This window comes from Endozoicomonas sp. 2B-B, from assembly GCF_053470045.1.
This window is the reverse complement of sequence record NZ_JBLZMU010000001.1, coordinates 139916-153270: the sequence shown is the minus strand read 5'-3', so window position 1 is coordinate 153270 and position 13355 is coordinate 139916. Positions and strand designations below refer to the sequence as shown.

Annotated in this window: 5 protein-coding genes, 3 rRNA genes and 1 pseudogene; 8 read left to right on the top strand and 1 reads right to left on the bottom strand. The window is 49.4% G+C overall.

Going from position 1 to position 13355, the window contains the following annotated elements; translation table 11 throughout:
- The first annotated feature begins 34 nt into the window (after positions 1-34).
- The 5 genes and pseudogenes from ACOMHB_RS00520 (at position 35) to rrf (ending at position 9406) form a co-directional block, all read left to right on the top strand.
- Positions 35-1594: a hypothetical protein gene (locus ACOMHB_RS00520; RefSeq protein ID WP_448215070.1), complete on the top strand. Its 1560-nt coding sequence runs from the start codon at positions 35-37 to the stop codon at positions 1592-1594.
- 222 nt (positions 1595-1816) lie between these two features.
- Positions 1817-3237: pseudogene (locus tag ACOMHB_RS00515) on the top strand (ISNCY family transposase).
- 834 nt (positions 3238-4071) lie between these two features.
- Positions 4072-5613, top strand: a 16S ribosomal RNA gene (locus ACOMHB_RS00510).
- A gap of 374 nt (positions 5614-5987) precedes the next feature.
- Positions 5988-9080 (top strand): 23S ribosomal RNA (locus ACOMHB_RS00505).
- A gap of 210 nt (positions 9081-9290) precedes the next feature.
- Positions 9291-9406 (top strand): 5S ribosomal RNA (gene rrf / locus ACOMHB_RS00500).
- The 16S, 23S and 5S rRNA genes sit together here, the layout of an rRNA operon.
- 362 nt (positions 9407-9768) lie before the next feature.
- Here the strand turns inward: rrf and ACOMHB_RS00495 are convergent.
- Complete coding sequence (locus tag ACOMHB_RS00495; protein WP_448215069.1) at positions 9769-10539, bottom strand: siderophore-interacting protein; 771 nt, start codon at positions 10537-10539, stop codon at positions 9769-9771.
- Between the two features lie 244 nt (positions 10540-10783).
- Between ACOMHB_RS00495 and ACOMHB_RS00490 the strand changes: the two genes are divergently transcribed.
- From ACOMHB_RS00490 to ACOMHB_RS00480, 3 genes are all read left to right on the top strand, one after another.
- Positions 10784-11461 (top strand): hypothetical protein, encoded by a 678-nt coding sequence (locus ACOMHB_RS00490; protein ID WP_422136027.1) that lies wholly within the window; start codon positions 10784-10786, stop codon positions 11459-11461.
- A 153-nt stretch (positions 11462-11614) separates the two neighbouring features.
- Entirely contained in the window at positions 11615-12838 is a 1224-nt protein-coding gene (locus ACOMHB_RS00485) for a BaiN/RdsA family NAD(P)/FAD-dependent oxidoreductase (protein ID WP_448215068.1), read from the top strand.
- 164 nt (positions 12839-13002) lie between these two features.
- The gene (locus ACOMHB_RS00480) at positions 13003-13353 is read left to right on the top strand and encodes a hypothetical protein (protein WP_422136025.1); all 351 of its coding nucleotides are present in this window, start codon (positions 13003-13005) and stop codon (positions 13351-13353) included.
- Positions 13354-13355 lie beyond the last annotated feature (2 nt).

Here is a 13355-nt window from a genome sequence, read left to right as displayed (position 1 = left end):
GCTTCTTTGAGAGTTATTGTGGAGGAGCTTTGCTATGAAGCGAGTTTCACGGGCTTTATCTGTGCTGGTGTTATCTATTGCTGTCACTAACAATGCTATCGCTGTGGTTGGAGTGCAAGGCCGTGAGTTGCTTACGTACTCGTATTCACAACAATTAAAGGATTCAAAGTTATTTAGGGTACTGGCTATATTGGGCTTATCTGTGTTCGTTTTTGAGGTGGGGTTCTCGGTTGGGCATTATTCTACGCTATATGCTTTAGATCTTGAGAAAGCTGACAAAGCTGAGAAAAAGAGTCCCGATAATCCACCATTGGCGCAGAGTAATGTCAGTCCCGGTTTCAGAGAGCCGATGCGTAGCACGCTGGCTACTGAGCATTATCAGAAAACCATTATCGACCAATATAACCTGCTTCCTTTTAATCTCAGTGAAGATAACTATACCGACTCAAATAAGAAGTTGAAGTACCTTTGGGCAAGAGCGACTTTTCTTGATGCCCAACCCTTGCATCATAATGAAGGTGACGTCCAACCAGCTCTAATTCCATTAAACACTACCTATGATCCGGCTAATCCCTACGGATCTGCAGACGAGTTTTGTATTTCTCCATTGCCGGCACCTTTAACCAAAAAGTTTCGCTGCAATGACCAGCATTTGACCGGATTCTGTCGTGTTAAGATCGGCGGGATCGGTAGATTGGTTGGTATGCTGGCTAATACACCTGATAATGTCAGCGGATGTCTGTTATCAAGTCGAAAAAGAGACAATTTTCTGGCATCTTTGGGGAGCGAAACTGTGCTACCCAGAGATATTCTGGTTACCGACAAAAAGTATTACCAGATTAATGTTATTTACGGCAATACCACCTACCAATTTCAGGAATCGCAGGGGCATCCGGTACCCTTTGCGTCAACAATACTGTTGTCTAAAAGTTGGCGTCACGAAACCTTGTGTAAAGACGGTGCCAGTCCCGGGACTGAATGGTACAACGATGGTGCTCATAGCTGTGGGCATGGGTGCGCAGGCCTGACGGCTGATGCTGACTCAGTAGGCGATGTGTCCCACTTTATTCCTGTACGACAGAAGGCTCATAAAAGCAGACCATCTTCCGTAATATGGCAGAAAGTGCCGTCACAAGAAGGTAAAGGCATAATCAACACCGAAGTTCAGGAATACTTTTGCTCCCCCAAAAAGCCTTATAAAGAATTTATACTGGGCTCACTGGTAAGAGAGGGGCCTGATAAGTATTGCAGATACATTGGTACCAGTGGAAAAAGTGGTTATGTTGCTACCAATCAAGATGGCAGCATCGCTTCCGATTACCTGACTCCTGTGGTTGACGGTAATATTCGCTGGCAGGCTTTTGAGGCTGAGCCGCCTGATAAGGCTATTATTGCCGGGTATAGTTTTTCTGGTTCAGGCAAAGAAGTCAGCAAAGTGCCGCAATATTTTTGTCGTTTTATGAACAATGGTTTCAATACCTACGGCAAATATTTTAAGAAGGGCAAAGTCTGTAAAGCATCTTTTGCAACACCGAATCGAGACTCCCACGCTTTAGTCGATTCAAAGACCTTTGAAATCCTGGTCAGGGAATGATGGGCCCAATTAAAAGGAGGTTGCAGGCAAAATATTGACCTCCCTTTTGATGATGGTTTCTGGCAATGTAACACCGATGAACTACCCCGCTCTAGGTGGCGGGATATAAGACCCGAAGAGATTAATTAGTGCCTGTCCGAAAACCCTCAAGCACTTGAATACAGAAGCCTTCAGCCCCATATAGCTCTCGAAGATTTACCAAAACAGGCTGTTTTCACATTTATGCGCCAAACCATCAACCCACAAATGCAGCTGGGAGAGGTTGATATCTCTGCCATCACCTTCGATGCTAAATCAAGGGACGATATTCCACGATTGTTGCGGGCTTTACAGCTCATATGGACAAATATCGAACTACGCAATCAGGTCTTTCAATACTTGATACCATGACCACCACTGACCAGAACAATGGTCGCTCTGGCATAGAGTTCTGGAAAATCTTAGTACTGGGTACACTCCGGCTGGTCACTAACTGCGATTTCGACCGACTGAGAGAGCTTGCCAATGAACATGGCACCCTTAGACAAATGCTTGGCCACGGCCCTTACTGTACGCACTCTTACCATATACAGACATTGCAGGATAATATCAGCCACTTCACCCCTGAAATACTGGATCGGGTGAACCAAATCGTCGTGGCAGCAGGCCACATACTGGTTAAAAAAAAGACGAGCCGTTACATGGCCGTGCCGATTCTTTCGTAGTCAAAACCGATGTTCATTTTCCTACGGACATCAACCTATTGAGCGACGCTTGCCGTAAAAGTATCGAGTTTGCGTCAGCCCTTGCTGACCAGTACCAGCTTCCGGGGTGGCGCCAGCGTGAATATCTCAAGAATCAGCACCGTAAGCATTACCACAAAGCACGAAACCTGAAACATTCCGGTGCTTCCTGTGAGCTGAAAAAGCGCCTGCGACAGCACGACATTGAGATGGCTCATATAGAATACATCAAGTACAGCACCTCCGTTCTTTACAGAGCAGAAGTGACCTTATCTTTGCTGGTGAAGAAACACCCCGATGAACCAAGGCTGGAAAATCTCAAATACCACATCGCTCACGGCAAGCACCAGATAGCTCTGATTTATCGGCGAGTAATTGAGCACGAACAGATTCCCCACAGCGAGAAGATATTCTCGATTTTTGAACCTCACACTGAATGGATCAGCAAAGGCAACCGGTACGCCAGTAGAACTGGGGCTACGAGTGTGCGTGCTACAGGATCAATTTGGTTTTACCCTGCATCATCTGGTCATGCAAAGGCAAACAGACGACCAGGTTACTGTGCCTATGGCAGAAGGTGCTAAAAAGCGATTCCCAGCACTGAACCAGGTGAGCTACGACAAGGGCTTCTGGAGCCCGGACAATCTTGAAAAGTTGGAAGTCTTCCTTGAGCGTCCGGTTCTGCCAAAGAAAGGCAGGCTGTCAGCCAATGACAAAAAACGAGAATTCCATCCTGAATTTATCCGGGCAAAAAGAAAACACTCAGCCGTGGAGTCAGACATCAATGCACTGGAAGCCAATGGCCTGGACAAATGCCCGGATAAAGGCATTGTAGGCTTTAAGCGGTACGTTGTGCTGGCTGTTGTTGCCAGCAATCTAAAGCGATTAGGTAAAATTCTTCTGAGTAGAGATCGTCAATAGCTTTCCAGCCTGTTACCGGTCAGTTTTTGTTTTATCGTGCTATGCATGAGGGTTTTGCACGATTTGGAAAGGGTGTTTTTGTTTATATTTCACACAAATGAGTATAAGAAATAGCCTTTGCTTGCCGTAGCAGTAAAGTTCAGTCGCTATGAATGGATGTCAGTTAGAATTCGCTGTGAATTTTCTGGGTTTTCTGACAGGCACTAATTAAACACCTCTAATTATGAAGAGTGACTCACTCCAGTTAATTATCATTATGAACACTTATGTTTCTGAAAGCCTTCAGCAGCGAGGGCTGCATGTATTCTTCGCAAAAAATTAGGTGTAATCCGATCTTTTGAAAAAGGCGGCTTAAGAAGTAAGCTATGTCTATCGGTCGGGGCTGAAGATGTACCGACTCGGTAGCCAGAGTGTCATTTCAAGAGCAGTAAATTGTAGTTGTTGGCAGTTATCCTGGTGAGTGCAGTTATGCACAACTCGCTGAACGGAGTTTCCATCTCTCTAGTGGAATGTTTAGCGATGTTTTTAAGTCTTTTGTTTCTCTTTCTTGAAACAATCGCTTGACAACGAGCGGCGCCAAGGTAGTATAGTCGCCTCACTGAACAGCGCTGGCAGCTGATTCAGTCGATTAAAACCTTCTTGTTTTAATCCGGTTCTTTAACAAATTATCAGACAATTCGTGTGGGCGCTTGTGCGAATGGCATCGGTCAACAGAGCTTTGCTCTGAAATGATTTAAATGCTGATCAAGCAAGCGAACATACCTGTAATTCATGTACGTTTAATTGCAAATGATTGAGCAGCGGACTGTTTTCGGACAGGAAGCAAAACGATTTAAACTGAAGAGTTTGATCATGGCTCAGATTGAACGCTGGCGGCAGGCCTAACACATGCAAGTCGAGCGGTAACAGGACTAGCTTGCTAGTTGCTGACGAGCGGCGGACGGGTGCGTAACACGTAGGAATCTGCCCGGTAGTGGGGGATAGCCCGGAGAAATCCGGATTAATACCGCATACGCCCTAAGGGGGAAAGCAGGGGACTCTTCGGAACCTTGCGCTATCGGATGAGCCTGCGTCGGATTAGCTGGTTGGTGGGGTAAAGGCCTACCAAGGCGACGATCCGTAGCTGGTCTGAGAGGATGATCAGCCACACTGGGACTGAGACACGGCCCAGACTCCTACGGGAGGCAGCAGTGGGGAATATTGCACAATGGGCGCAAGCCTGATGCAGCCATGCCGCGTGTGTGAAGAAGGCCCTAGGGTTGTAAAGCACTTTCAGCGAGGAGGAAAGGTTCAAGGTTAATACCCTTGAGCTGTGACGTTACTCGCAGAAGAAGCACCGGCTAACTCCGTGCCAGCAGCCGCGGTAATACGGAGGGTGCGAGCGTTAATCGGAATTACTGGGCGTAAAGCGTGCGTAGGCGGCTTGTTAAGTTGGATGTGAAAGCCCCGGGCTCAACCTGGGAACGGCACCCAAAACTGGCAAGCTAGAGTGCGGAAGAGGAGTGTGGAATTTCCTGTGTAGCGGTGAAATGCGTAGATATAGGAAGGAACACCAGTGGCGAAGGCGACACTCTGGTCTGACACTGACGCTGAGGTACGAAAGCGTGGGGAGCAAACAGGATTAGATACCCTGGTAGTCCACGCCGTAAACGATGTCTACTAGTCGTCGGGGATCTTGCATTTCTGGTGACGCAGCTAACGCGATAAGTAGACCGCCTGGGGAGTACGGCCGCAAGGTTAAAACTCAAATGAATTGACGGGGGCCCGCACAAGCGGTGGAGCATGTGGTTTAATTCGAAGCAACGCGAAGAACCTTACCTGGCCTTGACATCCTGCGAACCTTTTAGAGATAGAGGGGTGCCTTCGGGAACGCAGTGACAGGTGCTGCATGGCTGTCGTCAGCTCGTGTCGTGAGATGTTGGGTTAAGTCCCGCAACGAGCGCAACCCTTATCCTCAGTTACCAGCACTTCGGGTGGGCACTCTGGGGAGACTGCCGGTGACAAACCGGAGGAAGGTGGGGACGACGTCAAGTCATCATGGCCCTTACGGCCAGGGCTACACACGTGCTACAATGGTGCATACAGACGGTTGCCAAGCCGCGAGGTGGAGCTAATCTGAGAAAGTGCATCGTAGTCCGGATTGGAGTCTGCAACTCGACTCCATGAAGTCGGAATCGCTAGTAATCGTGAATCAGAATGTCACGGTGAATACGTTCCCGGGCCTTGTACACACCGCCCGTCACACCATGGGAGTGGGTTGCTCCAGAAGTAGCTAGCTTAACCTTCGGGAGAGCGGTTACCACGGAGTGATTCATGACTGGGGTGAAGTCGTAACAAGGTAGCCCTAGGGGAACCTGGGGCTGGATCACCTCCTTAAACGACGACCGACCTTCCATAAGCGTTCACACGAATTGTTTGATTATCAGTTGACAGTGGTCAGTGACCAGTTGTCAGTTGTTAGTTTTGTTCTTTAACAATGTGGAATCCAAACTTAAATTAAGCTGAGTTGATTTAAAAGACGCTGGTCTTTTAATGAAATTCTTGCTGAGACACTCTCAAGTTATTTACCGAAAGGTAATAGCTAATGTGTATGGCGTTCAGTTGTCAGTGGTCAGTTAACAGTGGCCAGTGATGAACTGAAGATCGTTAAGGTAGTTATTGCCTATAACCATCAGTTGCCACGAATCGACTGACCACTGGTCACCGACAACTGACAACTGAGATCTCGAAGAGATCGCTTTGGGTTATATGGTCAAGTGACTAAGCGTACACGGTGGATGCCTTGGCAGTCAGAGGCGATGAAGGACGTGGTAATCTGCGAAAAGTCTTGGGGAGCCGATAAACAGGCGTTGATCCAGGAATGTCCGAATGGGGAAACCCACTCACACAAGTGAGTATCCTTAACCTGAATACATAGGGTTCAGGAGGCGAACCCGGGGAACTGAAACATCTAAGTACCCGGAGGAAAAGAAATCAACCGAGATTCCCCCAGTAGCGGCGAGCGAACGGGGAGTAGCCCTTAAGCAATTTTTGGTTTAGCGGAACACTCTGGAAAGTGTGGCCATAGTGGGTGATAGCCCCGTACGCGAAAAGCCAGTGATTGTGAAATCGAGTAGGACGGCACACGTGAAATGTTGTCTGAACATGGGGGGACCATCCTCCAAGGCTAAATACTCCTGACTGACCGATAGTGAACCAGTACCGTGAGGGAAAGGCGAAAAGAACCCCGTTGAGGGGAGTGAAACAGAACCTGAAACCGTGTACGTACAAGCAGTGGGAGTCAGTGGTCAGTTGTCAGTTGTCAGTTGCCAGTAGGCAAGCGACAGCAGATGACTGATTACCAGGTCGTCAAGTTGGAAAATACGGGCAGATTTGCAGAGGTGTTGAAATTGACGCTGAACAAAACTGACCACCGACAACTGACAACTGGCCACTGATGACTGCGTACCTTTTGTATAATGGGTCAGCGACTTATTTTCTGTGGCAAGGTTAACCGTATAGGGAAGCCGTAGCGAAAGCGAGTCTTAACAGGGCGTCCAGTCGCAGTGAATAGACCCGAAACCGGGCGATCTATCCATGAGCAGGTTGAAGATCAGGTAACACTGATTGGAGGACCGAACCCACTGTCGTTGAAAAGCCAGGGGATGACTTGTGGATAGGAGTGAAAGGCTAATCAAGCCCGGAGATAGCTGGTTCTCCTCGAAAGCTATTTAGGTAGCGCCTCGTGTCTCACCATCGGGGGTAGAGCACTGTTTGGGCTAGGGGGCCATCCCGGCTTACCAACCCCATGCAAACTCCGAATACCGATGAGTGCAATCACGGGAGACACACGGCGGGTGCTAACGTCCGTCGTGGAAAGGGAAACAACCCAGACCGTCAGCTAAGGTCCCAAAGTAATAGTTAAGTGGGAAACGATGTGAGAAGGCCCAGACAGCCAGGAGGTTGGCTTAGAAGCAGCCACCCTTTAAAGAAAGCGTAATAGCTCACTGGTCGAGTCGGCTCGCGCGGAAGATGTAACGGGGCTCAAACTATTCACCGAAGCTACGGGGTTCAGTGGTCAGTTTTCAGTGGTCAGTTGTCAGTATGAGTAGACTGACAACCGACCACTGAAAACTGACCACTGCAACCGGTAGAGGAGCGTTCTGTAAGCCGTCGAAGGTCAACCGGAAGGTGGGCTGGAGGTATCAGAAGTGCGAATGCTGACATGAGTAACGATAAAGGGAGTGAGAGGCTCCCTCGCCGGAAGACCAAGGGTTCCTGCGCAACGCTAATCGGCGCAGGGTGAGTCGGCCCCTAAGGTGAGGTCGAAAGACGTAATCGATGGGAAACAGGTTAATATTCCTGTACCCCTTTTGACTGCGATGGAGTGACGGAGAAGGCTAGGCCGGCAGGGCGATGGTTGTCCCTGTTTAAGGTCGTAGGCTGTGGACTCAGGCAAATCCGGGTCCACAAAGCCGAGAACTGATGACGAGCCCACCAAGGTGGGGAAGTGGTTGATGCCAGGCTTCCAGGAAAACCTTCTAAGCACCAGGTCAAAAGGGACCGTACCCGAAACCGACACAGGTGGTCAGGTAGAGAATACCAAGGCGCTTGAGAGAACCTGGGTGAAGGAACTAGGCAAAATGGCACCGTAACTTCGGGAGAAGGTGCGCCGCTGCCGGTGACCGGACTTGCTCCGTAAGCTGGCGGTGGTCGAAGATACCAGGTGGCTGCGACTGTTTATTAAAAACACAGCACTGTGCTAACACGTAAGTGGACGTATACGGTGTGACGCCTGCCCGGTGCCGGAAGGTTAATTGATGCTGTTATCGCAAGAGAAGCGGTTGATCGAAGCCCCGGTAAACGGCGGCCGTAACTATAACGGTCCTAAGGTAGCGAAATTCCTTGTCGGGTAAGTTCCGACCTGCACGAATGGCGTAACGATGGCCACGCTGTCTCCACCCAGGACTCAGTGAAATTGAAATCGCTGTTAAGATGCAGTGTATCCGCGGCTAGACGGAAAGACCCCGTGAACCTTTACTACAGCTTCACAGTGGATCTTGATGTTGCTTGTGTAGGATAGGTGGGAGGCTTTGAAGTGTGGACGCCAGTCTGCATGGAGCCAACCTTGAAATACCACCCTGGCAATATTGAGGTTCTAACCCAGGTCCTTTAGCAGGATCGGGGACATTGTGTGGTGGGTAGTTTGACTGGGGCGGTCTCCTCCCAAAGAGTAACGGAGGAGCACGAAGGTTGGCTAAGCACGGTCGGACATCGTGCGGTTAGTGTAATGGTACAAGCCAGCTTGACTGCGAGAGGAACATCTCGAGCAGGTACGAAAGTAGGTCATAGTGATCCGGTGGTTCTGAATGGAAGGGCCATCGCTCAACGGATAAAAGGTACTCCGGGGATAACAGGCTGATACCGCCCAAGAGTTCACATCGACGGCGGTGTTTGGCACCTCGATGTCGGCTCATCACATCCTGGGGCTGAAGCCGGTCCCAAGGGTATGGCTGTTCGCCATTTAAAGTGGTACGCGAGCTGGGTTTAGAACGTCGTGAGACAGTTCGGTCCCTATCTGCCGTGGACGTTGGAAGTTTGAGGAGAGCTGCTCCTAGTACGAGAGGACCGGAGTGGACGAACCACTGGTGTTCGGGTTGTGTCGCCAGACGCATTGCCCGGTAGCTAAGTTCGGACGGGATAACCGCTGAAAGCATCTAAGCGGGAAGCCCCCTTCAAGATGAGACTTCCCTGGCCTTAAGGCCCATAAGAGACGTTGAAGACTACGACGTTGATAGGCGGGGTGTGTAAGCGTTGTGAGGCGTTGAGCTAACCCGTACTAATGACTCGAGAGGCTTGACCATATAACGCCAAAGCGATTTGCGCAGCGAAGCTGCCAGCAAAAGCTGGAAGCCTGAAGCTGGAAGCCGTACACAGTGAAAGAGAGTGTTGAGCAAGAATAGACGACACAGCTTAAAAGAGATTTGGATTCCAGAGCCTTAGTTTTCGAGAAACAGCTTCAAGCCTCCAGCTTAAAGCTTCCAGCTCGAGAGCCAACGGCTCGACCAGTTTTGCCTGGTGACCATAGAGTGTTGGAACCACCCGATCCCATCCCGAACTCGGAAGTGAAACGACACATCGCCGATGGTAGTGTGGGGCTTCCCCATGTGAGAGTAGGTCATCGCCAGGCATTGAATAAAGCAGAACCCCGGTTGAGAGATTGACCGGGGTTTTTGTTTTGTGGGCAAAGGAATGTGGCAGAACAGAAGTGAAACGACACATGCCTGGGCGGCCCCCACCTAGGCGGCCCCACCGATGATAGTTTGGGGCTTACCCATGTGAGAGTAGTTCATCGCCAGGCATTGAATAAAGCAAAACCCCGGTTGAGAGATCGACTGGGGTTTTTGTATTGTGGCAAAAAAGCGGCAAGAGCACAGGTGTTGACAGTTCTCGGGCGAAGTGTCTTCCAGTGCATTCAGACTTTCCTGTCCATCAAAGACTGTCCATTAAAGAAAGTGGCTGAACGACAGATCTCTGGCGTGGAGGCCCTTGTCACTCAGTCAGTCTCTCTCTCTTTTGTACCTTATGAGCTTCATCTGGAAGGCCAAGCTGCCAGTAACTGCTGATATAACGTGAAGAGCGGGGGGCCAGGGATTCTCGATTCACCCAGTTTCTGATCTCCAGCACAGAGTTCAGTTCACTGGCAGCCCATAGATAGGGATTTCCTGGCAGGCGAGGCAGGTTGGCCAGAGCGTCTCTTAAAAGCTCCTTTTGTTGGCCTGGATGAGGGTTTATAACCCAGATAATTTCCATGCCTTCAGGGATCGACGATGCTTCAAGGGCCATGGCTTGCTGGTCATCCTGGTGAGGAATTTCCACAACGACGAAGCCTTTTGCATCGGCAGGTAGAATCTCTATGTTTGCACGAATGGCTGGAAGTGCGGTCAGGTCTCCGGTCATAACAAACCAGTCCGCTTCGAGGTCGACCAGTTTGGTAGGTCCCGGTCCAGATACTAAAACTGGATCGCCAATATTGGCACCCTCCAGCCAGCGTGCGGCAGGCCCCTGATCGCGGTCATGGGAATGCACTGCGAAATCAATCGTCAAATGTCGTGCAAGCTGATCAGAGGAAACCACGGTGTAACTTCTCTGAAGTGGCTTCTCGGGCATTGCAGGGTTATCAAATACCAGCTTTACGTAGGCGCTGGCTTGATCCGATGGAAAATCAGAAAGAGATTCTCCGGTCAGGATAACCCGCGTCATATGAGGGCTCAGGGATTCAATACTCTTTACAGATAGCTCTCTTGCAGGAGATCTTGCCATATAACTGTTCAACTGATTTTAGGTTTTTAGTTGAGAATCATTATCATCTCAGCATGGGGTAATTTCAAGTAATGCTCAGCGACTTCTTATATTGCTTGTTTTCAGGTTGAAATGAGCGGGTAAGAGGCGAAGTCGGTACTTAACCTCTGCGCTCAGAAGAAAAAGCATAAAGATCCGCAAATATAAGGATTGATAATTTGTCATTTCCTGAAAAAATAGCCGGATTTTTCTAGAGGTTAAACAATTGATCACCCAAGATTTGTTCCTGAAGGCCCTTAACAATAATAAAGCGGTTCGTCCTCAAGATATTGAACTGCTGGCAGCATGGTTTTCTCTGCCCGGACGCGCTGCCAGTGCTGAGCAGGTGATTACATTGACGGGGGCCAAACGTGCGTCCATGATCGTTAACAACCTGGGCAAGCGTATTGCCGGGTTTCTGGAAGTAGATGCTGGCTCTGGTGCTTCCGTTATTGCCCTGGATGAAGAAAACGGAGCGGGCAAAGCTGTATGGGTTATGCGAGAAGAGCTGTCTCAAGCTTTGGTGGCTCAAGGTTTTGTCACTTCTGAAGACGTTCATGCAGAAGTTGCTGTTGAGTCTGTAAGAACCAAAGAGGCAGTTAAGGTTGAAGTCAAAGTGGCTCCGGTGTTATCAGAGCCAGAAGTGGTTGTTGAAGTGGCCGATAGTCCGTTGGCTGAAGCTCTGGTTGAATTTGATGTTCAATCTATCCGTAAAGCCTACCCAAGTACTCCTGCAAGCCAGCGTTTGCTCAAGCCTGCTATGGTGAATGCTCTGGTGGCTACTCGTCCAGTCAATACCCGCGCGTACCAGCGTATGATTCCTGCTGAGTTGCGTAAGAGTGTCAGTAGCCAGGAAGCCAAAATGTTTCTTAATAATGTGTTGGCCATTCTGAAAACTCATTGAAGCTGTGTCTCAGGCCCGGATTAAAGAAACGAAGGAAAGGGCAAACCGTTGCAGGCAGTCGGTTTATGCTCTCTGGTTTCTTACGGGCCTGTTTAGCTCCCGGCAGGAGCAACGCTAAAGGCTTCCCCTATCTGTTTTTGGGATCTAATAAATATGCCCCTGACCAGAGCTCTGCAGTCTGACTATGATGCCATTATTATCGGTGCCGGTGCATCGGGTCTTATGTGTGCGCTCACAGCTGGCTATCGTGGTCGTAATGTTCTTGTATTGGATCACGCCAACAAAATTGGCAAGAAAATTATTATTTCAGGAGGTGGACGTTGTAATTTCACCAACCTCTATATCGAACCTGCCCATTATCTTTCGCATAACTCGCACTTCTGTAAGTCAGCACTGGCACGCTACACCCAGTGGGATTTTCAGGCGCTTGTAGATAAGTATCAGGTGGCCTGGCATGAAAAAACGCTGGGGCAGCTTTTCTGTGACAATCGTTCAAAGGATATCGTCGATCTTTTGGTCAGCGAGTGTCAGGATGCAGGCGTCACCATTCGAGCCAAAGCCCGTGTTGAATCCATAAAGTCCAATAAAGCTTCGGGTTTCGTGTTGGCAACCAACATCGGCGAACTCTCCTGTCAGTCACTGGTAGTGGCAACCGGTGGTTTATCATTTCCGACAATGGGAGCCACAGGGTTTGGTTACCAGATAGCGGAACAGTTCGGCCATAAACTGATTGAACAAAAGCCTGCACTGGTGCCTTTTACGATGAACCAGGCCTGGCTTAAGCACTTTCTAGAGCTTTCCGGCGTTAGCTCAGAAGTGATCGCCAGCTGCAATGGACAGTCTTTCCGGGAAAATATTCTGTTCACTCATCGTGGTGTCAGCGGGCCGGCCATTTTACAGATTTCATCCTATTGGAATCCGGGAGATACGGTTTCCATTAATTGGATTCCCGGTGCAGATATTCATAGTTGGCTTCAGTCCTGTGCCATGCAGAGACCCAGGGCACAGACGGCAACCATCTTGTCTGAACATATGACTAAAAGGTTGTCTCAAGTCCTATGCGGTCAAGGTCATCTGAGATTATTAACCGACAATGGTCAAAAGCTGATGGCACATTACACAGCGGCTGATCTTGAGGACCTGACCCATGCACTGGAAAACTGGGAATTGAAACCCTCTGGAACAGAAGGTTATAAAAAAGCAGAAGTCACCCTGGGTGGTGTGGACACTGCGAAAGTCTCTTCGAAAACATTTGAGAGCCGTATCCAGCCGGGGCTTTTCTTTATCGGTGAAGTTCTGGATGTTACCGGTCATCTGGGAGGCTTTAACTTCCAATGGGCCTGGGCTTCAGGTCATTGTGCAGGGCAGTATGTTTAGTTTACATGGTTTGATTTTCTCCATCCGCCAAGAGCATAATGCATCGTCCGTGAAGCACTGTTGACGTTAATGCCTCATAAGACATTCTCCTTGGACGGAAATTGCAGCTGACCTTGTCGAAATGGCTCCAGAATCCGATGAAGCTGCATTTTATGGTAAAAGTCATGAAGTTTATCAATCGTTGTGTTGTAACCCTGAAGCCCAGACAGCCTTTTATTGAATGGGCGAAAGGGCTGGGGACAGAATTGCCAGAAGACTGGAGCCTGGAAGGTGGCTCCTACCTGCTGGATGAACAGGAAACAGAGGAGGGCCTGGAAGCAGCAGTAGCCAACCACGCCCGGGACATGATGGAAAATGAGCTCTCCGCCTGGGAAGAAGATCCGGGCCGCTGGCCCTGTCAGAGAGATGCCAACGCCCTGAAAAGCTGGTTTGATGTTCATGTTTCAGTAGCAGGTTTTGATCTGGGTACCGAAGGCCTTATGAGAGCTGACTTGTCTGATCTTGGGGGGATGTGACG